The organism is Microbacterium azadirachtae (assembly GCF_025583665.1).
GTDB classification, from domain to species: Bacteria; Actinomycetota; Actinomycetes; order Actinomycetales; family Microbacteriaceae; genus Microbacterium; species Microbacterium azadirachtae.
On sequence record NZ_CP099706.1, the window covers coordinates 1,044,950 to 1,068,401 of the forward strand.

The 23,452-nt window shown below is 70.3% G+C and carries 23 protein-coding genes and 1 riboswitch; of the genes, 6 read left to right on the forward strand and 17 right to left on the reverse strand.

Annotated features, from left to right (window positions below; genetic code table 11):
* Positions 1-6: 6 nt before the first annotated feature.
* Positions 7-1,446, reverse strand: a complete 1,440-nt coding sequence (locus NFX31_RS04895) for a helix-turn-helix domain-containing protein (RefSeq protein WP_045251311.1) — start codon at positions 1,444-1,446, stop codon at positions 7-9.
* A 110-nt stretch (positions 1,447-1,556) separates the two neighbouring features.
* On the opposite strand from NFX31_RS04895, the gene NFX31_RS04900 reads away from it, so the two are divergent.
* From NFX31_RS04900 to NFX31_RS04910, 3 genes are all read left to right on the forward strand, one after another.
* On the forward strand, positions 1,557-3,425 hold the full coding sequence (locus NFX31_RS04900) for a phosphoenolpyruvate carboxykinase (GTP) (RefSeq protein WP_045251312.1): 1,869 nt from the start codon (positions 1,557-1,559) through the stop codon (positions 3,423-3,425).
* Positions 3,426-3,617: 192 nt separating this feature from the next.
* Complete coding sequence (locus NFX31_RS04905) at positions 3,618-4,568, forward strand: hypothetical protein (RefSeq protein ID WP_262956915.1); 951 nt, start codon at positions 3,618-3,620, stop codon at positions 4,566-4,568.
* A 47-nt stretch (positions 4,569-4,615) separates the two neighbouring features.
* Entirely contained in the window at positions 4,616-5,650 is a 1,035-nt protein-coding gene (locus NFX31_RS04910; protein WP_262956916.1) for a S66 family peptidase, read from the forward strand.
* 6 nt (positions 5,651-5,656) lie between these two features.
* Here NFX31_RS04910 and NFX31_RS04915 read toward each other — a convergent pair whose 3' ends face one another.
* The 9 genes from NFX31_RS04915 to NFX31_RS04955 all read right to left on the reverse strand — a co-directional run bounded on the left by NFX31_RS04915 (position 5,657) and on the right by NFX31_RS04955 (position 13,346).
* Complete coding sequence (locus NFX31_RS04915) at positions 5,657-5,860, reverse strand: transcriptional regulator (protein WP_082072387.1); 204 nt, start codon at positions 5,858-5,860, stop codon at positions 5,657-5,659.
* A gap of 131 nt (positions 5,861-5,991) precedes the next feature.
* On the reverse strand, positions 5,992-7,449 hold the full coding sequence (locus NFX31_RS04920) for an MFS transporter (protein ID WP_045251315.1): 1,458 nt from the start codon (positions 7,447-7,449) through the stop codon (positions 5,992-5,994).
* 213 nt (positions 7,450-7,662) lie between these two features.
* Positions 7,663-8,025 carry a hypothetical protein gene (locus tag NFX31_RS04925; protein WP_045251316.1) on the reverse strand — a complete coding sequence of 121 codons (363 nt, stop codon included), beginning with the start codon at positions 8,023-8,025 and terminating at the stop codon, positions 7,663-7,665.
* A gap of 61 nt (positions 8,026-8,086) precedes the next feature.
* Positions 8,087-8,560 carry a 6,7-dimethyl-8-ribityllumazine synthase gene (gene ribH, locus NFX31_RS04930; RefSeq protein ID WP_045251317.1) on the reverse strand — a complete coding sequence of 158 codons (474 nt, stop codon included), beginning with the start codon at positions 8,558-8,560 and terminating at the stop codon, positions 8,087-8,089.
* Complete coding sequence (ribA, locus tag NFX31_RS04935) at positions 8,557-9,846, reverse strand: GTP cyclohydrolase II (RefSeq protein ID WP_091480905.1); 1,290 nt, start codon at positions 9,844-9,846, stop codon at positions 8,557-8,559. The genes ribH and ribA overlap by 4 nt, the downstream gene beginning before the upstream one ends.
* Positions 9,843-10,511 (reverse strand): riboflavin synthase, encoded by a 669-nt coding sequence (locus NFX31_RS04940; protein ID WP_262956917.1) that lies wholly within the window; start codon positions 10,509-10,511, stop codon positions 9,843-9,845. Before NFX31_RS04940 ends, ribA begins: the two co-directional genes overlap by 4 nt.
* Positions 10,511-11,560 carry a bifunctional diaminohydroxyphosphoribosylaminopyrimidine deaminase/5-amino-6-(5-phosphoribosylamino)uracil reductase RibD gene (ribD, locus tag NFX31_RS04945; RefSeq protein WP_045251465.1) on the reverse strand — a complete coding sequence of 350 codons (1,050 nt, stop codon included), beginning with the start codon at positions 11,558-11,560 and terminating at the stop codon, positions 10,511-10,513. The genes NFX31_RS04940 and ribD overlap by 1 nt, the downstream gene beginning before the upstream one ends.
* Positions 11,561-11,612: 52 nt before the next feature.
* Positions 11,613-11,762: riboswitch (FMN riboswitch) on the reverse strand.
* Between the two features lie 81 nt (positions 11,763-11,843).
* Entirely contained in the window at positions 11,844-12,719 is an 876-nt protein-coding gene (locus NFX31_RS04950; protein ID WP_045251320.1) for an Fpg/Nei family DNA glycosylase, read from the reverse strand.
* A 57-nt stretch (positions 12,720-12,776) separates the two neighbouring features.
* Positions 12,777-13,346, reverse strand: a complete 570-nt coding sequence (locus NFX31_RS04955; RefSeq protein ID WP_262956918.1) for a GNAT family N-acetyltransferase — start codon at positions 13,344-13,346, stop codon at positions 12,777-12,779.
* 240 nt (positions 13,347-13,586) lie between these two features.
* Here NFX31_RS04955 and NFX31_RS04960 point away from each other — a divergent pair, with 240 nt between their 5' ends.
* Positions 13,587-13,784 (forward strand): hypothetical protein, encoded by a 198-nt coding sequence (locus tag NFX31_RS04960; protein WP_045251322.1) that lies wholly within the window; start codon positions 13,587-13,589, stop codon positions 13,782-13,784.
* 113 nt (positions 13,785-13,897) lie between these two features.
* Here NFX31_RS04960 and trpS read toward each other — a convergent pair whose 3' ends face one another.
* The 7 genes from trpS to sdhC form a co-directional block, all read right to left on the reverse strand.
* The gene (trpS, locus tag NFX31_RS04965; protein WP_245763041.1) at positions 13,898-14,875 is read right to left on the reverse strand and encodes a tryptophan--tRNA ligase; all 978 of its coding nucleotides are present in this window, start codon (positions 14,873-14,875) and stop codon (positions 13,898-13,900) included.
* A gap of 75 nt (positions 14,876-14,950) precedes the next feature.
* Positions 14,951-15,844: an exodeoxyribonuclease III gene (locus tag NFX31_RS04970; protein WP_262956919.1), complete on the reverse strand. Its 894-nt coding sequence runs from the start codon at positions 15,842-15,844 to the stop codon at positions 14,951-14,953.
* 9 nt (positions 15,845-15,853) lie between these two features.
* On the reverse strand, positions 15,854-17,083 hold the full coding sequence (locus tag NFX31_RS04975; RefSeq protein WP_045251324.1) for a YihY/virulence factor BrkB family protein: 1,230 nt from the start codon (positions 17,081-17,083) through the stop codon (positions 15,854-15,856).
* Between the two features lie 120 nt (positions 17,084-17,203).
* Positions 17,204-17,977 carry a succinate dehydrogenase iron-sulfur subunit gene (locus NFX31_RS04980; protein WP_045251325.1) on the reverse strand — a complete coding sequence of 258 codons (774 nt, stop codon included), beginning with the start codon at positions 17,975-17,977 and terminating at the stop codon, positions 17,204-17,206.
* Positions 17,977-19,803: a succinate dehydrogenase flavoprotein subunit gene (gene sdhA / locus NFX31_RS04985; protein WP_045251326.1), complete on the reverse strand. Its 1,827-nt coding sequence runs from the start codon at positions 19,801-19,803 to the stop codon at positions 17,977-17,979. Before sdhA ends, NFX31_RS04980 begins: the two co-directional genes overlap by 1 nt.
* A 69-nt stretch (positions 19,804-19,872) precedes the next feature.
* On the reverse strand, positions 19,873-20,328 hold the full coding sequence (locus NFX31_RS04990) for a succinate dehydrogenase hydrophobic membrane anchor subunit (RefSeq protein ID WP_045251327.1): 456 nt from the start codon (positions 20,326-20,328) through the stop codon (positions 19,873-19,875).
* Positions 20,328-20,762, reverse strand: a complete 435-nt coding sequence (gene sdhC, locus NFX31_RS04995; protein ID WP_082072389.1) for a succinate dehydrogenase, cytochrome b556 subunit — start codon at positions 20,760-20,762, stop codon at positions 20,328-20,330. The genes NFX31_RS04990 and sdhC overlap by 1 nt, the downstream gene beginning before the upstream one ends.
* A 196-nt stretch (positions 20,763-20,958) precedes the next feature.
* Between sdhC and NFX31_RS05000 the strand changes: the two genes are divergently transcribed.
* Both NFX31_RS05000 and NFX31_RS05005 read left to right on the forward strand, forming a co-directional pair.
* Complete coding sequence (locus NFX31_RS05000) at positions 20,959-22,074, forward strand: mannose-1-phosphate guanylyltransferase (protein WP_045251329.1); 1,116 nt, start codon at positions 20,959-20,961, stop codon at positions 22,072-22,074.
* Positions 22,075-22,285: 211 nt separating this feature from the next.
* Positions 22,286-23,404, forward strand: coding sequence for a BMP family lipoprotein (locus tag NFX31_RS05005; protein ID WP_045251330.1), 1,119 nt, complete (start codon positions 22,286-22,288; stop codon positions 23,402-23,404).
* The last annotated feature ends 48 nt before the right edge of the window (positions 23,405-23,452 follow it).

The window sequence follows — 23,452 nt, forward strand, 5'->3', positions numbered from 1 at the left end:
TGCCTCCTACTGCGCCGCGTGCCGATCCAGGAACGAGTACACCTCGTTGTCATCGACGCCCGGGAACGCGCCGCGGGGGAGCGGCGAGAACATGTGGGTGTGCACGCGTGCGCTCGGCCACGCCTTGTGGCTCCAGCGCTCCGCGATGCCGGCAGGAGGGCGCCGGCAGCACGCCTCGTCCGGACAGGTCGACTGCGCGCGATCGGTGGTCTCCCGGCCGCGCCACCAGCGCGCGTCGTCGAACGGCACGCCGACCGTGATCGAGAACCCGCCGCCGTCGGTGGATCCGGTCTGCGTCGAGCACCAGAACGTGCCGGACGGCGTGTCCGTGTACTGGTAGTGCTCGGTCGTGCGGTTGCGCTGGCTGAAGGCGGCGCGAGCGGAGAACTTGCGGCACACGGTGAGGCCCTCGACGGATCCGGTGACGTCCATCGGCAGCGGGAGGTCGTCGTTCTCGTACACGCGGGTGAGGGCGCCGGACTCGTCCACGCGCAGGAAGTGCAGGCGCATGTCGAGGTGGGTCGTCATGAGGTTGGTCATGCGCATGCCCGCCGCCTCATGGGTCACGCCAAACGCGTCCCGGAAGTCCTCCACGGCGAGGTTGCGGTCCTTCTTCGCCTGCTGCAGGAAGGCGACACCGGCGGTCTCGGGGATCAGGCAGCACGCGGCGTAGTAGTTGATCTCGAGCCGCTGCTGCAGGAAGTCCGCGTAATCGGTGGGCGGGGTGTGCCCGAGCAGCCGGTGCGCCATGGCCTGCAGCGCCATCGAGCGCAGTCCGTGGCCGCCGGGGATCGAGGCCGGCGGCAGGTAGATGCGTCCGTGCTCCAGGTCGGTCACCGAACGGGTGGAGTGCGGCAGGTCGTCGACGTAGAGCAGCTCGAAGCCGAGCTGCTCGGCCATGATGCTGACCGTGCGGTGCGTGAGCGCTCCGGAGGAGTGCCCCGCGGCCCTGAGCTGCTTCTCGGCGAGCGCCTCGATGTCGGGCAGGTGGTTGTCCAGGGCGCGCATCTTCAGGCGCAGCTCCGTGTTGGCGCGACGGGCCTCCTCGGGGGTGGCGATGGCCTCGCGCTCACGGCGGTGCAGTTCGCGGTGCAGTCCGAGGATCGACTCGATCGTCTCGTCCGGCATGCCCTTGCTCACCCGCACCGGGGCGATGCCGAGCTGGCGGAACACCGAGCTGGACTGCGCCCGGTCGAGCTCGATCTCCAGGGCGGCGCGGCGGTTCGGCGGCTCGCCCGAGATCAGGTCGCTCACCTCGGTGCCGGTCGCGTCGGCGATCGCCTGGAGCAGGGAGAGCTTCGGCTCGCGCTTCCCGTTCTCGATGAGGCTGAGCTGCGATCCGGCGACGCCGACCGCGGCGCCCAGCTCGTCCAGGGTCATGCCGCTGCGCGTGCGGTGGTGACGGATGCGGTGTCCGAGGGTCGTGAGCTCGAGTCCTGAGGCCATGGAATTGATACTAGCGAAAGAAACCATGTTCTTGATGCCGGTATTGGCTCAAAGAGTGGCGATAACTGGCGCAAGATGGGTTCAACGCCCCGACCTTTAAGGAGCAGACCATGGCAATCGCCGAGACCTCCACCCCGCGGACCTCCCCGCTCGCTCTCGTGCGCGAGTACGGTGCGGCCCCCGAGTACGACACCCCGGCCTTCGCCGAGCTGTCGGCCTGGGTCGAGGAGATCCGCGCGCTGACCCAGCCCGACCGCGTGCACTGGGTCGACGGCTCCGCGGCCGAGAACGACGCCCTGCTGCACGAGCTCGTCGACGAGGGCAAGCTCATCAAGCTCAACCCCGAGTGGCGTCCCGGATCCTACCTGGCCCGCTCGCACCCGAGCGACGTGGCGCGCACCGAGGCGCGCACCTTCATCGCCTCCGGCCAGAAGATCGACGCCGGCCCGACCAACAACTGGGCGGACCCCGCCGAGATGCACGCGAAGATGACCGAGATCTTCGAGGGCTCGATGCGCGGCCGCACGATGTACGTCGTGCCGTTCTCGATGGGTCCCGTCGGCGGCCCGATCTCGCAGATCGGCGTGCAGATCACCGACAGCGCCTACGCGGTCGCCTCCATCGGCATCATGACCCGCGTCGGCACCGCCGTCGTCCGCCAGATCGCGGAGGGCGCGCCGTGGGTGCGCACCGTGCACTCGGTCGGCGCTCCGCTCGCCCCGGGTGAGGCGGACACCACGTGGCCGTGCAACGACGAGAAGTGGATCGTGCACTTCCCCGACACGCTCGAGGTCTACTCGTTCGGCTCCGGCTACGGCGGCAATGCGATCCTCGCCAAGAAGTGCTTCGCGCTGCGCATCGCCTCGGTGCTCGCCCGCGACGAGGGCTGGATGGCCGAGCACATGCTGCTCATCCGCGTGATCTCGCCCGAGGGCAAGGCCTACCACGTGGCTGCGGCCTTTCCGTCGGCGTGCGGCAAGACCAACCTCGCCATGCTCCGCCCGACGATCCCGGGCTGGAAGGTCGAGACGCTCGGCGACGACATCACCTGGATCCGTCCGGGTGCCGACGGTCGCATGCGTGCGATCAACCCGGAGGCGGGCTTCTTCGGCGTCGCTCCCGGCACCGGCGAGTCCACCAACGTCACCGCCGTGGAGACGCTGTGGGGCAACACGATCTTCACGAACGTCGCGCTGCGTCCGGACGGCGATGTGTGGTGGGAAGGCCTGACCGACGAGGCGCCCGCCAACCTCATCGACTGGGAGGGCAACCCCTGGACCCCGGAGAGCGGTCGCCCCGCGGCGCACCCGAACTCCCGGTTCACCGTCTCCGCCGCCCAGTGCCCGCAGATCGCGGAGGACTGGGAGGATCCGGAGGGCGTGCCGCTCGACGTGATCCTGTTCGGCGGACGTCGCGCCACCAACGTCCCGCTCGTCGTCGAGGCGACGGACTGGAGCCACGGCGTGTTCCTCGGCGCGACCATCTCGTCCGAGCGCACGGCAGCGGCCGAGGGCACGGTCGGCGAGCTGCGCCGCGACCCGTTCGCGATGCTCCCCTTCTGCGGCTACAACATGGGCGACTACTTCGCGCACTGGCTGAAGATGGGTCGCGCGGTCCGCTTCGACAAGGCGCCGCGGATCTTCCAGGTGAACTGGTTCCGCCGCGGTTCCGACGGCCGGTTCCTGTGGCCCGGATTCGGCGACAACGCGCGCGTCATCGACTGGATCATCCGCCGCATCGAGGGGCAGGTCGACGCGGTCGACAGCCCGATCGGCCGCCTGCCCCGCATCGAGGACCTCAACCTCGAGGGCGCGCAGGTGAGCGACGAGGATCTCGCCGAGCTGTTCAGCGTCGACACCGCGTCGTGGAGCCGTGAGGCCGACTCGACCGAGGAGTTCTTCGCCACCTTCGGCGACCGTCTCCCCGCAGCGCTGACGAGCGAGCTCGCCTCGCTGCGCTACCGTCTCGCGAACGCCTGAGACGCGATCCGGCTCCTGCCCCCGCCCCGAGGATCTCGGAGACGCGGGGGAGGAGCCGGGTCCACCAAGACCCGCGGCGGCGGGATGTCAGGGACGAAAAGCTGAGTGGTCCCCGGCATCCTGCCGCCGCGTTCGTGTGCGCCGGTCCTCGAGAGTGCCCGCGGGGCGCGGTCCCGCGGGTAGCGTCGCATCATGGACGTCATCGAGTACCTGATGGAGGGGGATCCCGCGATCCGCTGGCAGGCGATGCGGGATCTGGCCGATGCGGCGCCCGAGGCGGTCGCCGTGGAGCGCGCACGGGTCGCGGACGAGGGCTGGGGCGCGCGCCTGCTGGCGCTGCAGGCCGAGGACGGGCTGTGGGACGGCGGTGTGTACCGTCCGGGCTGGGTCGATCGGGAGCGTCCGATGTACGACGCCTGGACGGCGACGCACTTCGGCCTCCAGCAGCTGGCGGACTTCGGTGCGGATCCCGCCGATGCGCGTGTGCGACGGGCGATCGGCCGCGTGCGCGACCACGTGCGCTGGGATCAGCCCGGGGCGCCTGCGTACTTCGACGGCGAGACGGAGCCGTGCGTCAACGGGGTCGTGCTGACCGTCGCCACCGCCTTCGGCGAGCCGGGCGACACCGTTGTCCGGACGCTCCTCGACGGCCAGCTCGCCGACGGCGGCTGGAACTGCCGGGCCGAGTACGGGGCGGAGGTCTCGTCGCTGCACTCGACGATCTGCGTGCTCGAGGGGCTGCGGGACTGGGAGCAGGCGACGGGCGGCACGGCCAGGTCGCGGGCCGCGCGCCTGGCCGGCGAGGAGTACCTGCTCGAGCGACGCCTGTTCCTGAGCCGGCGCACCGGGGCGGTCATCGACCCCCGGTTCACCATGGCGTCCTACCCGGTGCGGTGGTACTACGACGTCGTGCGCGGGCTGGAGTACCTGCGACGTACGTACCCGGAGCCCGACCCCCGCTGCGAGGAGGCGCTCGCGCTGCTGCGCTCCGCACGCCGTGCGGACGGGCGCTGGACGCTGGCGAACGAGCACTCCGGGCCCACGCCGTTCGCCATGGAGGGCGAGGAGGAGGGGCTCCCCAGCCGATGGGTCACCTTGCGCGCCCTCCGCATCCTGCGCTGGGCCGGCGACCCGATCGGGTGAGGGCGTCCCGGTCGGGTGCGAGCACGCCGCCCGCCTAGGCTGGGGCGATGCTCCTCCCGCCCAAGGCCCGCCCCGGCGATCGAGTCGCCGTCCTCTCGCCTGCGTTCGCGGCGCCGGCGGTCTCGGTCCCCGTCCACGAACAGGCCCTGCGCCGGCTGGAGGAGCTCACCGGGCTGATCCCGGTCGAGTTCCCCACGACGAGGATGCTCGGGGCGTCGGCGGAGGCGCGCGCGGCCGACGTGAACGCGGCCTTCGCCGACCCCTCGATCCGGGCGATCATCGCCACGATCGGCGGCGACGACCAGATCCTCGTGACCCCGCACCTCGATGCGGGCGCCGCGCAGGCGGATCCCAAGCCGTTCCTGGGCTACAGCGACAACACGAACATCCTCAACTGGCTGTGGCGCAACGGGATCGCGGGCTTCTACGGCGGCTCGACCCAGGTGCACCTCGGTCCTGGGCCCGCGGTGGACCCGATCCATGCCCGCTCGCTGCGCGCAGCCCTGCTCGACGGCGGGCGGCTCGAGCTCGACGAGCCGGGGGAGTCCGAGGACTTCGGCGTGCGCTGGGCGGATCCGGCTGCGCTCGTCCGGTTCGGCGACCGTGAGCCCGCCGACTCGTGGACCTGGGCGGGGCCCGCGGCCCAGCGGGCAGGGTCGACCTGGGGAGGCTGCGTGGAGGTCCTCGGCCAGCTCGCCCTCGCCGATCGGTTCCCGCGGGCGGAGCTGCTGGATGACACGATCCTGCTCCTGGAGACGAGCGAGCGGCTGACGCCCGCATCGGCGGTGGCGGAGCAGCTCCGCGCCTATGGGGAGCGGGGGCTTCTGGAGCGCGTCGCGGGCGTCGTGGTCGCGCGGCCGCCGGCGAGCACGCACGAGGTCATCCCGGAGGCGGGCGAGCGGCGCAGGATCCGCGCTGAGCAGCGCGATGCCGTGCTCGCCGCGATGGAGCGCTACAACCCCGACGCCGTGGTGTGCATCGGCGTGCCGTTCGGGCACACCCGGCCGCAGTGGATCGTTCCGTACGGCGGTGCGGTCGCGCTGGACGGCGCCGCGCGCCGTGTCGTGGCCGACTACGCGTGAGCCGCCTCAGCGCCGGCCGAATCGGCGATGCGCGGCCTGCCGGGTGGTGCCCAGCGCGCTCGCGATCGCCTGCCACGAGTAGCCTGCCGCACGGGCGCGGCGCACCTGCACCTCCTCGGCGCGGGCGATGTCGCGGCGCACCGCGACCAGCCGGTGCAGCTCGGCGAGCGGCTCGCCCTGGGGATCCAGATCGTTCGCCGTCCTCATCATGGTGACCTCCTGGTGTCAATGCTTGTTGACGCCGCGAGGTCTGTCAATCGATGTTGACAGTTTCCCTTTCGCCTGCGGCGGACAGGATCCGTCGGCGGATCCCGATCGCCGCGCAGGGAGGACGGCCCCGATCAGGGCAGCGTGGGCACGCCCAGGTCGTCCTCGTAGTCGTGGTCCTTGGTCTCGGGGATGAGGATCAGGGCGATGAGCGTCAGCACGGCCATGGCCGAGAGGTAGATGCCCACGAGCACGGGCGAGCCGTCGGCGAGCTGCCACAGCCACACCGCGATCAGGGGCGCCACGGCGGCGCCGAGGATCGACGAGACGTTGTACGCGACCGCGGAGCCGGTGTACCGCACATTCGTGGGGAACAGCTCGGGCAGCAGCGCGCCCATCGGCCCGAACGTCGTGCCCATGAGCAGGAAGCCGAGGATCAGGAACGACTGGGTCAGCACCGCGGCGAACGGCTCACCGGCGTGCCGCCCGAGGAAGAGCGGGAAGGTGAAGCCGAAGAGGATGATCGCGACCGTCGTCCAGATCAGCAGCGTGCGCCGCCCGATCCGATCCGCCCACGGACCGGACAGCAGCGTGAAGATCCCGAAGAACACGACGCCGATGATCTGCATCACCACGAAGTCGGTGTAGCCGAACCCCTGACCCGGGTAGAACTGCGCCGCGAATGCGGCCGGGTCGAACGGGGCGCCCTTCGCCTCGGCCGCCTTCTGCGCCGCGGCGGACGCGATCTCGACCGACCACGGCTTCGTGCCGAACGACAGCGTGAAGTTCGTCATCAGGTAGAACAGCACATAGGTCGCCAGCATCACGAACGTGCCGAGGATCAGGTGCTTCCAGTGATGGCGGAAGACGGTCGCAAGCGGCAGCTTGCGGATCGTGCCCTTGACCTCGGCGCGCTTGAAGGTGTCCGACTCGACGAGCTTCAGCCGCACCCACAGCCCGATGATCACCATCACGGCCGAGAACAGGAACGGCACCCGCCAGCCCCAGCCGAGGAACGCCTCCGACTTCTGCGTCGGATCCGAGGCGTGCGGCAGCAGGGCGTTGATGATCAGGAACAGGCCGTTCGCGATGATGAAGCCGAGCGGCGCCCCCAGCTGCGGGAACGAGCCGTACCAGGCGCGCTTGCCCTCCGGGGCGTTCTCCGTGGCGACGAGCGCGGCGCCCGACCACTCGCCTCCGAGCGCGAATCCCTGCGCGAGACGCAGGATGAGCAGCAGCAGCGCCGCCCACCAGTTGATCTGCTGGAACGTGGGCAGCACGCCGATCAGGAAGGTCGCGATGCCCATCGTGAGCAGCGAGGCGACGAGGGTGGCCTTGCGGCCGTAACGGTCGCCGAAGTGGCCGAACACCATCGCGCCGATCGGGCGGGCGATCATCGCCGCGCCGAACACGCCGAACGACGCGAGCAGCGCCGTGGTGTCGTTCCCGGTCGGGAAGAACAGGATGGGGAAGACCAGCACCGCCGCCGTCGCGTAGACGTAGAAGTCGTAGAACTCGATCGTCGTGCCGATGAGGCTGGCGAGGATCACCCGCGATCGAGGATTGGCGGGTGCGGTCGTGGCGGTGCTCATGCAGTCCTCCGGTCGGTACGTCGATCACGCTCGCCGGGCCCCCCAGCCGTGCGGCAGCACGGGGGAGTCTACGCCCGGCGTTCAGCCGATCCACAGGCGGACACGCGACCACCGCGGAGTATGACGACGAGGACGTATGCGCCCTGTCGGATGAACGACGAACGCGGGACCCGGATGACCGGATCCCGCGTTCGACGAGGTGGTGCGGAGCGCTCAGTGCCAGAAGAAGCCGAGCCCGGCGTTCAGCAGGGCCAGGATCCCGACCGTCCAGAACATGCCGCCAGGAACGGTCTCGCCGCGCTTCTGGCGACCCATGCCGATGCCGAGCAGGGCGCCGATGATGATCAGGACCACGAGCTTCACCGTGATCTTGATGTAGAAGCTCATCCCGGGCGTCCAGTCGATGCCCCAGGGGGCGGCGAGCGCGAGGCCCGCGACACCGGCGATCGCGAGGCCGATGTTCATGAGCTGCGTGAACTGGCGCTTGCCCCCGAACGCCTGGGCCAGCCAGGCGCCGAACAGCGTGGCGAAGCCGATCAGGTGGATGAAGACGACGATCTCGCGGAGGGTCTGCATGAGCACAGGCTATGCCCGCGTCCGCCCCCTCGCCAGGCAGGCTCGCCTCAGCCGCGGGCGCTCAGCCGCGCAGCGACCGGATCACCTGGGCGGTGCGCAGCGCGGCGTCCGCCGCCTCGGCACCCTTGTCCTCCTTGGAGCCCTCGAGCCCGGCGCGGTCGAGACCCTGCTGCTCGTCGTCCAGCGTGAGCACGCCGAAGCCGACGGGCTTGCCCGCGTCCAGCGAGACCCGGGTGAGGCCGTCGGTGGTCGCCGCCGAGACGTACTCGAAGTGCGGGGTGCCGCCGCGGATGATCACGCCGAGCGCGACCACGGCGTCGGCGCCGCCGGCGAACGCCGCCTGCGCCGCCACGGCGAGCTCGAACGATCCCGGGACGCGCACCAGACGGTGGTTCGCCCCGGTCTCCTCGAGCACCCGCTGGGCGCCGGCGATCAGGCCGTTCGTGATCGTCTCGTGCCAGGTGCCGGCGACGATGACGACGTTCAGGCCGCTCGCGTCGAATCCTCCGGTGGTCGGTGCTCCCGCGCCGCTCATGCGTGCTCCTCTGCGTTGTCGGCCGTGTTGGCGGCCAGGGCGGCGGCGAGCTCGGACTCGCCGATGATGTGGCCCATGCGGTCGCGCTTGGTCTCGAGGTACTGGTGGTTGTTGGGGCCGACGCCGACGATCAGGGGAACCTGCTCGATCACGTCCAGTCCCAGCTGGCGCAGCTGCGCGACCTTGTCGGTGTTGTTGGTCAGCAGCCGCACCTTCTTGACCCCGAGGTCGCTGAGGATCCCGGCCGCCGCCGCATAGTCGCGGGCGTCCGCGGGCAGACCCAGGGCGAGGTTCGCGTCGACCGTGTCGAGCCCCTCCTCCTGCAGCGCATACGCGCGCAGCTTGTTGATGAGGCCGATGCCGCGTCCCTCGTGGCCGCGCATGTAGATGACGATGCCGCCGTCCTGCTCGATGGCGTCGAGCGCGGCGTCCAGCTGGGGGCCGCACTCGCACTTCAGCGAACCGAACGCCTCGCCGGTCAGGCACTCCGAGTGCACGCGCACGAGCGCGGTCTCGGTGGGCTCGCCGGAGACGACCGCGATGTGGTCGGTGCCGGTGATGCGGTCCTTGTAGGCGAGGAAACGGAACACCCCGTGCGTGGTGGGAACGGTCGCGTCCGCGCGTAGGCTGACCCGGCGGCGCGTGTTGTTCGCGACGCAGTCGGCCTCGTCCCGCGGGTCGACCTCGTTGAGGTGTGCGACGAGCTGCTCGATCGTGATCACCGGGATCCCGTCGCGCTCGCCGAGCTCCAGCAGTCCGGGCAGGCGCATCATGCTCCCGTCCTCGGCGACGACCTCGGCGATCGCGCCGATGGGGCGCAGCCCCGCGAGACGCATCAGCTCGACCGCGGCCTCGGTGTGCCCGCCGCGCTGACGCACGCCGCCGTCCACGGCGCGCAACGGCAGCACGTGACCGGGGCGGATGAGATCGGACGGCGTCGACGCCGCGTCCGCGAGCACGTTCAGGGTGCGGGCGCGGTCGGCGGCGCTGATGCCGGTCGTGACGCCGCTCGCCGCGTCGACGCTGATCGTGTACGCGGTGCTGCGGGCGTCCTCGTTGGCCTCGACCATGGGCGGGAGGTTCAGCGCGTCGGCGATGTCGGCGGGCATGGGCGCGCACAGGTAGCCGGAGGTCCAGCGCACCGTCCACGCGACCCATTCGGGGGTCGCGAGCTCGGCGGAGAGGATCACGTCGCCCTCGTTCTCGCGGTTCTCGTCGTCCGCGACGAGCACGGGGCGTCCGGCGCGGAGCGACTCCAGCGCCTCCTCGATGGTGGAAAGGCTCATCGCGAGCCTCCTTCCGTTGTGACGGCGCGGTCGGCGCCGGGGACTTCGGGGTCGCCCGCGGCACGGAAGGCGAGCAGGCGCTCCACGTGCCGGGCGAGGATGTCGGTCTCGAGGTTCACGCGGTCGCCGACGGCGCGGGTTCCGAGCGTGGTGGCGGCGAGGGTCTCGGGGATGAGGGACACCTCGAACCACGCGGCGTCCGCGGCCGGCGCGCTCACCGCGCTGACCGTCAGGGAGGTGCCGTCGACCGAGATGGATCCCTTGTCCACGACGAGCGGTGCGAGGTCGCCGGGCAGCGAGATCCGCAGCACGCTCCACTCGGCGCCGGGTCGCACCTCGAGCACCTCGCCGACGCCGTCGACGTGGCCCTGCACGATGTGCCCGCCCAGCCGGGCGCCGACCGGCATGGCCTTCTCGATGTTGACGCGGGTGCCCACCGTCGCGCCGCCGATCGCGGCCACGTCGAGCGTCTGCTTCATGACGTCCGCGTCGAACGTCTCGGCGGTCGACGCGACCACGGTCAGGCACACCCCGCTCACGGCGATCGACTCGCCGTGCACCGCGTCGGACGCGGCCCGGGGGGCGCGCACGGTCAGGCGCCAGCCGTCTCCCTCGGGCGTGATCGCCGTGATCTCGCCGATCTCCTCGATGATTCCGGTGAACATCAGGCGTCTCCTTCGTTCCGGGATGTGTTCTCGCCCGACGTCAGCGGGCGGGCGATCGCCAGCAGATCCGGGCCCAGCGGCAGCCACTCGTCGACGACGAGCCGGTGCGCCTCGTCGATCGAGGTCACGCCGATGTCGGTGAGCGCGAGCCGCGGGCCGCCGAGCAGGACCGGGGCGACATACGCGAGGACCTGGTCGGCGAGGCCGGCCGCGACGAAGGCGCTCGCCAGGGTCGGACCCCCCTCGACGAACACGCGCTGGACGCCGCGTTCCCGCAGCTCCGCGAGCACCGCGTCGAGCTCGTGACCGGAGTAGAACAGGGGGGCGTGCGGGTGCCGGCGCACGGCCGCGTCGGCCGGTGTCGTCCGCGAGCCGATCACGACGGGGATCGGCTGATGGGGGAGCAGTGCGTCGCCGTCGCGCGCGGTGAGCGCGGGGTCGTCGGCGAGCACCGTGCCGGTGCCCACCACGATGGCGTCCGCGGCGGCGCGGCGGCGGTGCACGTCGGCCCGTGCCTCGGGGCCGGTGATCCACTGGCTGGATCCGTCCGCCGCGGCGGCGCGGCCGTCCAGGCTCTGCGCCCACTTCACGGTGACGTGCGGGCGCCCCAGGCGCTGCACCGTCAGCCAGTCGCCGATGAGCGCCTCCGCCGCATCGGCCTGCTCCCCGGACTCGACATCGATGCCGGCCGCGCGCATCCGCTCTGCGCCGCCGCCGGACACGACTCCCGGATCGTCCAGCGCGTACACGACGCGGGCGACGCCGGCGTCGATGAGCGCCTGTGCGCAGGGTCCGGTGCGGCCCGTGTGGTTGCAGGGCTCGAGCGTGACCACGGCGGTGGCGCCGCGGAGCTGTTCCGGGGCGAGCTTCGAGAGCGCGTCGACCTCGGCGTGCGGCGTGCCGGATCCGCGATGCCACCCGTCGGCGAGCATCTCGCCGCTCGGGGAGAGGATCACGGCGCCGACCTGCGGATTCAGGCCACGGGGTCCGCGGCGCGCGACCTCGAGAGCGTGCGCCATCGCTGCGCGCTCTGCCGCTGTCGCCGTCATGTCGCCTTCTTCGTCCTTGTTCAGGGAGTCGGGGTCGGGCGCACGACGATCGTGCGTGCTTCCTCTCATCCGGACTCGCAAGCTCTCGCTCGCATCACCGTCGGTCCCGGAATTCCACCGGATCGGCCTCGGATCCCGGTCGGATCCTCGGTTCGCGGACTGTCACCGCCGGTTCGGATTCTCACCGACCCCGGAGCACGTTGTGTTGCTCTCAGCTTAGTCAACGCGCCGGTTCCGGTTTCATTCCGGCGGATGCATCTATGACGTCCCATGTCGCGGTCGGCTACTTCAGCAGCCGGGACAGTCGCCGGTCCGCGAGCACCTTGCCGCCGGTCTGACAGGTGGGGCAGTACTCGAGCGAGCGGTCGGCGAAGAACACGCTGCGCACCGTGTCGCCGCAGACGGGACAGGCCTCGCCCCGGCGGGCGTGCACCTGCATGCCGCGCCTCTTCGCGTCCTTGAGGTCGGCCGGCGGCTTGCCGCTCGCGGCGGCGACGGCCTCGCGCAGCGTGGTCTGCATCGCGTCGTACAGCCGCGTCACGTCGTCGTCGCCGAGGCCTCCGGCGGGCGCGTACGGCGACATCCGGGCGGCGTGCAGGATCTCGTCGGAGTAGGCGTTGCCGATGCCGCCGATCACGCCCTGGTCGCGCAGCAGCCCCTTGATCTGCGTGCGCCTGCCCTCGAGCAGCGCGGCGAACGCGTCACGGGTGAACGCCGGGTCCAGCGGATCCGGCCCGAGCCGGGCGATTCCGGGGACCTCGGCCGGATCCCGCACGACGTACACGGCGAGGGACTTCTTCGTGCCGGCCTCGGTGAGGTCGAACCCGCTGCCGTCGTCGAACGCCACGCGCAGCGCGATCGGAGACTTCCCGGGCCGGATCAGCGTGGTCGGCAGGGCGTCGTACCAGCGCAGCCAGCCGGCCTTGGCGAGGTGGAACACGAGGTGCAGCCCCGGCTCCGCGGCGCTCTCCAGCGTCAGATCCAGGTACTTGCCATGCCGCGTCGCCGCGCGGACAGTGGACCCGGGCAGCGCCGTCACCGGCGGGTCGTAGGTCTTGAGCGCGGAGATCGCCGACACGGACGCGCGCGTGACCTTCAGCCCGACCGCGCGCTCGGCGAGGAAGTCGACCAGCCCTTGCACCTCTGGCATCTCCGGCATGGGAACATCCTGCCACCGGAGGACGACATCGGGGCCGCCGACCGGGACCGCGGCCGGTCAGCCGAGGTCGATCGGCCAGTCCACCGGCGTGCGGTCGTCGGTGCGCAGCAGCCCGCCGCTCCATCCGTCGTCCCGCCCGCGCGGACCGGCCAGTCCCTGGCGCAGGAGACCCTCATAGCGGAACCCGAGCGCCCGGGCGCTCCGCGCCGAGGGGACGTTGCCGACCACCGCGCGCCACCGGATGCGGGCCAGGCCCAGCTCGGCGAACCCCCAGTCGATGACGGCACGGGCCGCCTCGGTGAGGTACCCGCGGCCGCGCGCCGGCGCGGCGACCCAGTAGCCGAGCTCGGCATCGTCGCCGGTCGGGTGATCGACGATGTGGTGCAGGCCGATGGATGCGACGAGCTCGCCGTCGGCGTATGCCGCCCACACGGTCTCGGATCCGTCCTCCCACCACTCGCCGATGAGGCGGACGAAGTCCTCGGCGTCGGCGCGGACGTAGGGGCTCGGCACTGTGGTCCACCGCGGGATCTCCGGATCCTGGCACGCCGTCGTGATCGCGTCGACATCGGCGGACGTCGGGGCGTGCAGGATCAGGCGGGGTGTGCGCAGCTCGACCGGTTCCATCGGCCCAGCCTAGGCCCCGCCGCCGGCTCCCCTGGTGGCTGTCCCGACCACCCGCGTACACAACGCAGGAGAAAAGGGGTCCAACTCCCGGATGAGTCCGGGCAGGGACCTGATCTCCTGCGTTGTGTTCGCGCGGGGCCGCTGACCAGGACCTCCTGCACAGATCAGGCCACGGAGCAGTTGTCCACCGATCACGTGAGGGCGCCTCCATGTCGGTGCGCGCACGGGAACGATCGCCGTATGGCTGACGTCGACGCGTTCGGGATTCCGCTGGACCGCTCCCTCTCCGGGTGGGCCCCGCAGGAGCGGGATCGATGGCGCGACCTCGCGCTCGCTGCACGAGGGCATGTCTGCATCCGGCCCACCGCCAGCATGGTCCTCACCACGCCCCGCGTGCTCACGGATGCCGTCCGGGCTCTTCTGGCCCTTCGCCGCTGAGGCGGAGAGACAGAACGCAGGATAATCGGCACCGAAGGGCCCCGGATCGCCCGAGGGGAGCGGAATCTCCTGCGTTGCGTCGGTTCGCGGGTGTGCAACCCACGGCACCGGGCTCAGACGCGGCGGAGCAGTCCGACCCGGTCGTACACGTCGGCGAGGGTCTTGTCGGCGACCTCGTCGGCACGGGCGGCGTTGGCCGCGAGGATCCGGTCCAGTTCCGCCGGATCGGCGAGCAGCTCGTTCGCGCGCTCACGCACCGGGCCGAACTCGTTCACGACGACCTCGGCGAGGCCCTTCTTGAAGTCGCCGTAGCCGCGTCCCGCGTACTCGTCCTCGATCGACGCGATCTGGCGGCCGGTGAGGGCCGCGTAGATCGTGAGCAGGTTGGAGACGCCGGGCTTGTTCTCGCGGTCGTAGCGCACCGAGCCCTCGTTGTCGGTCACGGCGCGCATGACCTTCTTCGCCGACTTCGCCGGATCGTCCAGCAGCCACAGCACGCCCGCGTCGGACTCGGCCGACTTCGACATCTTCGACGTCGGGTTCTGCAGGTCGTAGATGCGCGCCGTGTCCTTCTGGATCACGGGGATCGGCACCACGAACGTCTCTCCGAAGCGCGAGTTGAAGCGCTCCGCGAGGTCGCGCGTCAGCTCGACGTGCTGCTTCTGGTCGTCGCCCACCGGCACGACGTCGGTCTGATACAGCAGGATGTCCGCGGCCATCAGCACCGGGTAGGTGAAGAGCCCGACCGAGGTCGCGTCGGCGCCGAAGCGCGAGGACTTGTCCTTGAACTGCGTCATCCGGCCGGCCTCGCCGAAGCCGGTGATGGTGCTGAGGATCCAGGCCAGCTCGGCGTGGGCGCGCACATGCGACTGCACGTACAGCGTGGACTGCGAGGGCTCGATGCCGGCGGCGATGTACTGCGCCGCGGTGCGACGGGTCTTCTCGCGCAGCTCGGCGGGATCCTGCGGCACGGTGATCGCGTGCAGGTCGACGACGGAGAAGAACGCGTCGTAGGAGTTCTGCAGGTCCCGCCACTGCAGGAGCGCCCCGATGTAGTTGCCGGCCTGGAGGGAGTCGGCGGAGGGCTGCATTCCGGAGTAGAGGCGGGGCTTGGTCACGAACCAATCCTACGGGGACGGCACACAGCCCCCCGACCGCAGCCTCGGTCAGTACGTGTAGTCGACGATGACCGGCGTGTGGTCGCTCCACCGCTCGGCGTACGTGGCGGCCCGGGCGACGCGGTAGTTCGTCGCCCGTGCCGCGAGGGGCGCCGTGGCGAGGTGGTAGTCGATCCGCCAGCCGGAGTCGTTGTCGAAGGCCTGGCCGCGCATCGTCCACCAGGTGTACGGACCGGGGACCTCGCCGGCTGCAGCGCGCCCGACGTCGACCCAGCCGAGCCCCTTGCCATCACCCTCCGTGACGAAGGGGCGCGTGTCGCTGAGCTGGCCCACCATTCCGCGGCCGACGCCCTCCTGACCGATCGCCGGTTCGCCCGCGGCTCCGAGGAATCGGTCGAAATAGGCCCGTTCACGGGCGAGGAAGCCGGCCTTCTTGACGTTCCCCTTCCAGTTCAGGATGTCGAGGGGGCGGTGACCGACGTTCAGGTCGCCCGTCACCAGCGCCAGGGCTCCGTCGGCGCCGAGCTCGCCCATGCGGACGGTCATCGCGTCGAGGAACTTCCACTTCTCGTCCTGCTTCGGGCTGTCTGCCTCCCCGCTGTGCACGTAGGCGCTGACCACCGTGAGGGGAGTGCCGCCGAGCGCGAAGTCGGCCTCGAGCCAGCGCCCCTTGGAGTCGAACTCGTCGGGCCCGAACGCGGTCCGCGAGGCGAGCGCGGGCTCGCGGCTCAGCACGGCGACGCCGGCGCGGCCCTTCGCGGTGGCCTCGTCGTGCAGGATCGACCAGCCGGGGAACGCGGCCTCGAGGTGCTCGTCCTGGGCGCGCACCTCCTGCAGGGTCAGCACGTCGACCTCTGCGTCGTCGAGCCAGCCGTGCATTCCGTTGCGGACCGCGGCGCGGATCCCGTTGACGTTGACCGTGGCGATACGCAGGTGGGGCATGGATCCAGCCTAACGAGCGCCTCCGACATCGCCGTCCGCCGCCGCAGGGCCGGCGTCGCCGCGTCGCGGACCCTCGAGCAGCAGGCGGAGCAGGCCTTCTTCGTCCGCCGGGGGAGGAGCGGCAGCGGCCTCGTCGGCGAGCGCGTCGCCCCACTCCTCGCGCGCCGCGCGCACGGCCCTGGCGGCCGATCGACGGCGCCACCAGGGTGCGGCGTCGTACTCCTGCTCCGCGCGTCGCAGGCGCACCTCGGCCGCGAGCGAGAGGGCGGCGAGCTCGGCGCGCCGAGCGGCGTCCTCGTCGACCTCCTGCAGCGGCTGGTCGCGGTCTTCCGCGGTCAGCGCGATCCATGCGGCGGCGACCAGGATCACGACCGCCACCCAGCGGCACCACAGCAGCATGGCCACGACCACGGCGAACGTCGCGAGCAGCGGGTTGCCGGGCGTGTGCGCGAGCAGCAGGCCCGCGCCGAGCTGCAGCACCACCACCGCGCCGCCGCCGAGCATCGAGCCGGGCAGGATCGTGCGCCAGGCGAGCCGCGTGCCCGTGAGGAAGCGGACCAGCAGCGCGATCGCCGCAGAGTCGAGCGCGAACATGACCACGACCGATGCCGCGCGCGTCAGCAAGTCGAACACTGCGGCGCCGAGCTGCCACCCCAGCAGGTCGAGCATCTGGCGCAGCGCCCACACCCCGACGAAGCCGAGGACGGATCCGACCAGCAGGGCCAGACCGAACAGGATCCCGGCCACGCCGTCGCGCAGCTTCAGCAGCACGAAGCTGCGGCTGTCGTAGGGCAGGCCGAAGATGTCGCGCACGGCCCGCCGGGTGAAGGTGACCGCCGTGATGCCGGTCCAGGCGACGACCGCGGCGGCCACGATGCCCGTGACGCTGAGCACGCCGCTGGCCTCGGAGGCGAGCGCCTGCACGTCCTCGGGATGGACGAGGCCGTGATCGCTGATGATGCCGGGGATGTAGCTGTTGGCGATCGCGGTGAGCAGGGCGATCGCCCGCGCGCTTCCGCCGAGCCAGAGCCCGGCCGAGGCGAAGCCGATGTAGAGCAGGCCGAACACGGCGAAGAGCCCCTGGTAGCTCATGCCCGCCGAGAGCAGGAAGCCGTTGCGCTGCAGGAACCGGCGCCAGACCCTGATCGGGAACGCCTGCATCGTGCGGCGGGTGAGCGCGGCGGCGCGCTCGATCGGCGCCTCGAGCCGCGCTCTCAGCTCAGAATCGGATTCCGCCACGCCTTCACCCTAGCGACCGCCGGCCCTCGTCCTGCCGCGCTCGCCCGCGAACGGGAAGAGGCGCCACCCCGCTGCGGGGATGGCGCCTCTCGGACCGTTCGACGGTCTCAGGACCTGGTCTCAGGGGCGACCGCGAAGGACCGCCTGCTTGACCTCGGCGATCGCCTTGGTGACCTCGATGCCGCGCGGGCACGCCTCGGTGCAGTTGAAGGTCGTGCGGCAGCGCCAGACGCCCTCCTTGTCGTTGAGGATGTCCAGGCGCACGTCGGCGCCGTCGTCGCGGGAGTCGAAGATGAAGCGGTGCGCGTTCACGATCGCGGCGGGACCGAAGTACTGCCCGTCGGTCCAGAACACGGGGCACGACGAGGTGCACGCGGCGCAGAGGATGCACTTGGTGGTGTCGTCGAAGACGGCGCGGTCGGCGATCGACTGCACGCGCTCCTTGCCCTTCTCCGGCTCGCTCTTGGCGAGGAGGAACGGCTTGATATCGCGGTAGGCGGCGAAGAACGGATCCATGTCGACCACGAGATCCTTCTCGAGCGGCAGGCCCTTGATCGCCTCGACGTAGATCGGCTTGGAGATGTCCAGGTCCTTGATCAGCGTCTTGCAGGCGAGGCGGTTGCGGCCGTTGATGCGCATCGCGTCGGATCCGCAGATGCCGTGCGCACAGGAGCGGCGGAAGGTGAGCGACCCGTCGACCTCCCACTTGATCTTGTGCAGCGCGTCGAGCACGCGGTCCGTGGAGTAGAGCTCCACGTCGTAATCGACCCAGTGCGGCTCGCTGTCGACCTCGGGGTCGAAGCGGCGGATGTTGAACGTGACCAGGAAGGACTGCACGCCGGTGTCCTCGACGACGGTCTCGGTGACGACTTCCTCCACGACCTGGGCGGACATCAGTACTTCCTCTCCATCGGCGGGTAGTTCAACTCGCCCTGCTCGTTCTTCGTGAACACGACCGGCTTCCAGTCGAGCTTGATGTGATCGCTCGGCGTGGACGAGTGGGGGTCGCCGGTCAGGTAGGCCATCGTGTGCTGCATGTAGTTCTCGTCGTCGCGCTTCGGGAAGTCGTCGCGCATGTGGCCGCCGCGGCTCTCCTCGCGGTTCTGCGCGGCGTAGACGACGACCTCGGCGATGTCGAGGAGGAAGCCCAGCTCCACGGCCTCGAGCAGGTCGGTGTTGAACCGGTGCCCCTTGTCGTCGACGTGCACGTTCTTGTAGCGCTCGCGCAGCTCCGCGATCACGCCGAGCACGTGCTGGAGGGAGTCGTGCGTGCGGAACACCTGCGCGCCCTTGTCCATCTCCTCCTGCAGCTTCTTGCGCAGCACGGCGATGCGCTCCGTGCCGGTGTTGTTGCGCAGGCCCTCGAGCATCTCCTTGACCGCGGTCTCCGGAGCCTCGGGGAGGGGGAGGAAGTCGGCGGTCTTGACGTACTCGACCGCGTTGCGGCCCGAGCGCTTGCCGAACACGTTGATGTCCAGCAGCGAGTTGGTGCCGAGGCGGTTGGCGCCGTGCACCGAGACGCACGCGCACTCGCCGGCCGCGTACAGCCCGGGCACGATCGTGTCGTTGTCGGCGAGCACCTCGCCGTTGTTGTTGGTGGGGATGCCGCCCATCGCGTAGTGCGCGGTCGGCATCACGGGAACCGGCTCGACGACCGGGTCGACGCCCAGGTAGGTGCGCGCGAACTCGGTGATGTCCGGGAGCTTGGTCTCCAGCACCTCGGCACCCAGGTGGGTGCAGTCCAGCAGCACGTAGTCCTTGTGCGGCCCGGCGCCGCGGCCCTCCGCGACCTCCTGCACCATGCAGCGCGCCACGATGTCGCGCGGTGCGAGGTCCTTGATGGTGGGGGCGTAGCGCTCCATGAACCGCTCGCCGGAGGCGTTGCGCAGGATCGCACCCTCACCGCGGGCGCCCTCGGTCAGCAGGATGCCGAGACCGGCGAGCCCGGTCGGGTGGAACTGGAAGAACTCGAGGTCCTCCAGCGGCAGGCCCTTGCGCCACACGATGCCGACGCCGTCACCGGTGAGGGTGTGCGCGTTGGAGGTGGTCTTGAAGATCTTGCCGAAACCGCCGGTCGCGAAGATCACGGCCTTGGCGTGGAAGACGTGCAGCTCGCCGGTGGAGAGGTCGTAGGCCACGACGCCGGCGATGCCGGTCTTGCCCGCCTCGTCCTTCACCGTGATGAGGTCGAGCACGTAGAACTCGTTGAAGAAGTTGATGCCGAGCTTGACGCAGTTCTGGAACAGCGTCTGCAGGATCATGTGGCCGGTGCGGTCGGCGGCGTAGCAGGCGCGGCGGACCGGGGTCTTGCCGTGCTCGGCGGTGTGGCCGCCGAAGCGGCGCTGGTCGATCTTGCCCTCGGGCGTGCGGTTGAACGGCAGGCCCATGTTCTCGAGGTCGATGACCGCGTCGATGGCCTCCTTGGCGAGGATCTCCGCCGCGTCCTGGTCGACGAGGTAGTCGCCGCCCTTGACGGTGTCGAAGGTGTGCCACTCCCAGCTGTCCTCCTCGACGTTCGCGAGCGCGGCGGCCATGCCGCCCTGCGCCGCACCCGTGTGGGAGCGCGTCGGGTAGAGCTTCGAGATCACCGCGGTCTTCGCGCCGGGGCCGGCCTCGATCGCCGCGCGCATGCCGGCGCCGCCGGCGCCGACGATCACGATGTCGAACTGGTGGTGGTGCACGCCGTTCTTGACGACGGAATCCTGGGTCTCAGTGGTCACTGGTTCTGCCTATTCTCTGAGCTTTGTCGCCGCTGCGGCGGGGGAGCGTGTGTCGCCGGTGTCGCGGGGCTACTTGCCCAGCGCCTTGCAGGTGTCCCACATGGCGCCGTTCTCGAACACGCCGTTGCACGGGTCGAACGTGAAGACGACCAGGGTGCCGAGGAGGATCAGCAGCGCGGCCGCGAGCCCCAGCACGACGAGGAGGGTCTTGCGCACGCCGGCGTGGCCGACGTAGTCGTTGACGACCGTGCGCATGCCGTTCGCACCGTGGATCAGCGCGAGCCACAGCATCAGCACGTCCCACCACTGCCAGAACGGCGTGGCGTACTTTCCGGCGACGAAGGCGAAGTCGAGGGCGTGGATGCCCTCGCCCAGCATGAGGTTCACGAAGAGGTGGCCGAAGATCAGCACGACGAGCACGACGCCCGAGACGCGCATGTAGATCCAGCCCCACTTCTCGAGGTTCACGCCCTTGTTGCGGCGCGGAGCGGCGAGGTGCTGGGTGGTGAAGACGTCGGCGGCCATCAGTGCCCACCTCCCACGTTCGAGAACACGTTGATCAGGTGGCGCGGTGCGAAGCCGAGCATGAGCACGGCCCACACCCCGATCACGCACCAGAACATCTGCCTCTGGTACCGGGCGCCCTTGGACCAGACGTCGACCAGGATGATCCGCAGCCCGTTCAGCGCGTGGAACACGATCGCGGCGACGAGGACCGTCTCGCCCAGCCCCATGATCGGGTTCTTGTACGTGCCGAGGACCGCGTTGTAGGCCTCCGGCGACACCCGGATGAGCGACGTGTCGAGCACGTGCACCAGGAGGAAGAAGAAGATGGCGATTCCGGTGATGCGATGCAGAACCCACGACCACATGCCTTCGCGCCCTCGGTAGAGGGTGCCGCGCGGCGTCTTGGACGTGGTTTCCGCAATCGAAGGTGTCAAGCGCGTGCTTGCGGACACAGTCGTCCTCCCTGATCTAAGCGGCGGATCGAGGCGCGCAGGCGTCCGATCTCCCACATCCTATTCCTGTCAGCTCGCTGGGAGCGACGAAGGGGACCCTTAGCGCGATGCGGTTCTGCGATCGTGACGATGCACATCCGCGATCGTTCCCCGCATCCTCCGACGCGCCGATGGGGGGCACCGATACCCTGAAGCCATGCGCGAGCCGATCCCCGACTTCTACGCCGTCATCCCCGCCGGGGGCATCGGAAGCCGGCTGTGGCCGCTGTCGCGCGCCGATGCGCCCAAGTTCCTGCACGACCTGACCGGATCCGGGCAGTCGCTGCTGCGCGACACGTGGGACCGGATCGAGCCGCTCGCCGGGCACGACCGCATCGCGGTCGTCACCGGGCGCGCGCATCGCGCCGCGGTCGAGGCGCAGCTGCCCGGCATCCCCGACAAGAACGTGTTCCTCGAATCGGAGCCGCGGGAGTCCGCGGCGGCGATCGGGCTGGCCGCCGCGATCCTGCACCGCCGCGATCCCGATGTGATCATCGGCTCCTTCAGCGCCGATCACGTCATCCGCAGCACGCGCAAGTTCGAGTTCGCCGTGCGCGACGCGGTCGAGGTCGCGCGGCAGGGCTACATCGTGACGATCGGCATCACGCCGACCGAGCCCGCGGTGGGCTTCGGATACATCCAGCAGGGGGAGGAGCTGGAGGTCGACGGGGTGCGCGAGGCGTCGCTCGTGGAGCGCTTCGTGGAGAAGCCGGACCTGGCGACCGCCAAGACCTACTACGAGGACCGGAACTACCTCTGGAACGCCGGCATGTTCATCAGCCGGGCCGACGTGCTCCTCGCGGAGCTCGCGCAGCACCAGCCCGCCCTGCACGCCGGCCTGCTCGAGCTGGCCGAGGCATGGGACGACCGGGAGCGCCGCGGCCCGGTCGTGGATCGGGTGTGGCCCGCGCTGCCGAAGATCGCGATCGACTACGCGGTCGCCGAGCCGGCCGCGGAGCACGGACGCCTGGCCGTGGTGCCCGGTCACTTCGACTGGGACGACGTGGGCGACTTCGCCTCGCTCACCAAGCTCATCCTCAACGGGCGCAAGAACGACCTCGCCGTGCTGGGCCCGTCCGCGCGCGTGCTCTCGGATGCGGCCAGCGGGATCCTGGTGAGCCAGACGTCCCGGGTGATCAGCCTCGTGGGCGTGCAGGACATCGTCGTCGTGGACACCCCCGACGCACTTCTCGTGACCACGACCGAGCATGCGCAGCGGGTGAAGGGCGTGGTCGAGTCGCTCAAGCTCAACGGACGTGGCGACGTGCTCTGACGCCGCCACGGTCACCTGCAGATGCGCACGGCAGTGCACGAAAGCGGGGGACGCCCTACCCGTCTGCTCATGTGAGCAAAGACGAGCGCATGTGATCTCATGTTTGTAACCATTGACTCCAGCGACACGGACGAGGATGCCCGATCTTCGTCACAGTCGGTAACTTTCAAGTGACCCGCGATGGCCGCGGGCTCGTTTTCTGGAGGCCCGAGTGACCATCTCCCTCACCAAGAAGCTGATCGGCGCGACCGTCGCTGCCGGTGTCATCGTCGCCCTCGCAGGCTGCGGCTCCGCTCCTGCTCCGGCCAGCTCGACCGGCGGCGCGAAGCCGGCCGACGCGAACTTCAAGCCCTGCCTCGTCTCCGACAGCGGAGGCTTCAACGACAAGTCCTTCAACGAGTCGGCCAAGATCGGCATGGACAAGGCGGCCAAGACGCTCGGCGTCAAGGCCCTCGAGGTCGAGTCGAAGTCGGACAACGACTACAAGAGCAACATCGACTCGCTCATCGCCGGCAAGTGCACGATGATCGTCGGCGTCGGCTTCAAGCTCGATGCGGCGATCGCGGATGCCGCGATCGCGAACCCGAAGGTCAACTTCGGCATCATCGACTCGCTGGCCGACAAGAACGGCGACGGCAAGCCCGACGCGCCGAACATCAAGCCGATCCTCTTCGACACCGCTCAGGCGGCCTACCTCGGCGGCTACGCCGCGGCGGCATGGTCCGCTCAGGAGGGCGGCAACAAGGTCGGCACCTTCGGCGGCATGAAGATCCCGCCGGTGACGATCTTCATGGACGGCTTCGTCGACGGCGTCAAGAAGTACGACGAGGACAAGGGCACCTCCGTGGCCTCGGTCGGCTGGGACAAGGCCGCGCAGGACGGCTCGTTCACCGGCGCCTTCGCCGCGAACGACACCGCCAAGCAGACCGCGAACTCGATCCTGGGTCAGGGCGTCGACGTGATCTTCCCCGTCGGCGGTCCGATCTACCTGTCGGCCAGCGCCGCGATCAAGGACAGCGGCAAGAAGACGGTCATGCTCGGCGTCGACTCCGACCTCGCCGTGGCCGACCCCTCCGTCGCCGACCAGATCCTGGTCTCGGTCATGAAGCGCATCGACGACGCGGTCAACACCACCGTCCTCGACGCCGCCAAGGGCAGCTTCGACCCGACCCCGTACGTCGGCACGCTGGAGAACAACGGCGTGGGTCTGTCCTCGTTCCACGACTTCGAGAGCAAGCTCCCCAAGGGTCTGACCGACGAGCTGAAGGCTCTGCAGGACAAGATCATCAAGGGTGACATCAAGGTCGAATCGGCCGCCTCCCCGAAGTAATCCCCCTCTGACGCGGGGCGCTCCGATCCCGCCGTCGTCGCCGACCGG

Excerpts from the sequence above, each read along its gene's own strand:
- NFX31_RS04895 (WP_045251311.1), bottom strand. The coding sequence starts at position 1,446 with ATGGCCTCAGGACTCGAGCTCACGACCCTCGGACACCGCATCCGTCAC.
- NFX31_RS04900 (WP_045251312.1), top strand. The coding sequence starts at position 1,557 with ATGGCAATCGCCGAGACCTCCACCCCGCGGACCTCCCCGCTCGCTCTC.
- NFX31_RS04905 (WP_262956915.1), top strand. The coding sequence starts at position 3,618 with ATGGACGTCATCGAGTACCTGATGGAGGGGGATCCCGCGATCCGCTGG.
- NFX31_RS04910 (WP_262956916.1), top strand. The coding sequence starts at position 4,616 with ATGCTCCTCCCGCCCAAGGCCCGCCCCGGCGATCGAGTCGCCGTCCTC.
- NFX31_RS04915 (WP_082072387.1), bottom strand. The coding sequence starts at position 5,860 with ATGATGAGGACGGCGAACGATCTGGATCCCCAGGGCGAGCCGCTCGCC.
- NFX31_RS04920 (WP_045251315.1), bottom strand. The coding sequence starts at position 7,449 with ATGAGCACCGCCACGACCGCACCCGCCAATCCTCGATCGCGGGTGATC.
- NFX31_RS04925 (WP_045251316.1), bottom strand. The coding sequence starts at position 8,025 with ATGCAGACCCTCCGCGAGATCGTCGTCTTCATCCACCTGATCGGCTTC.
- ribH (WP_045251317.1), bottom strand. The coding sequence starts at position 8,560 with ATGAGCGGCGCGGGAGCACCGACCACCGGAGGATTCGACGCGAGCGGC.
- ribA (WP_091480905.1), bottom strand. The coding sequence starts at position 9,846 with ATGAGCCTTTCCACCATCGAGGAGGCGCTGGAGTCGCTCCGCGCCGGA.
- NFX31_RS04940 (WP_262956917.1), bottom strand. The coding sequence starts at position 10,511 with ATGTTCACCGGAATCATCGAGGAGATCGGCGAGATCACGGCGATCACG.
- ribD (WP_045251465.1), bottom strand. The coding sequence starts at position 11,560 with ATGACGGCGACAGCGGCAGAGCGCGCAGCGATGGCGCACGCTCTCGAG.
- NFX31_RS04950 (WP_045251320.1), bottom strand. The coding sequence starts at position 12,719 with ATGCCGGAGATGCCAGAGGTGCAAGGGCTGGTCGACTTCCTCGCCGAG.
- NFX31_RS04955 (WP_262956918.1), bottom strand. The coding sequence starts at position 13,346 with ATGGAACCGGTCGAGCTGCGCACACCCCGCCTGATCCTGCACGCCCCG.
- NFX31_RS04960 (WP_045251322.1), top strand. The coding sequence starts at position 13,587 with ATGGCTGACGTCGACGCGTTCGGGATTCCGCTGGACCGCTCCCTCTCC.
- trpS (WP_245763041.1), bottom strand. The coding sequence starts at position 14,875 with ATGCAGCCCTCCGCCGACTCCCTCCAGGCCGGCAACTACATCGGGGCG.
- NFX31_RS04970 (WP_262956919.1), bottom strand. The coding sequence starts at position 15,844 with ATGCCCCACCTGCGTATCGCCACGGTCAACGTCAACGGGATCCGCGCC.
- NFX31_RS04980 (WP_045251325.1), bottom strand. The coding sequence starts at position 17,977 with ATGTCCGCCCAGGTCGTGGAGGAAGTCGTCACCGAGACCGTCGTCGAG.
- NFX31_RS04990 (WP_045251327.1), bottom strand. The coding sequence starts at position 20,328 with ATGGCCGCCGACGTCTTCACCACCCAGCACCTCGCCGCTCCGCGCCGC.
- NFX31_RS05000 (WP_045251329.1), top strand. The coding sequence starts at position 20,959 with ATGCGCGAGCCGATCCCCGACTTCTACGCCGTCATCCCCGCCGGGGGC.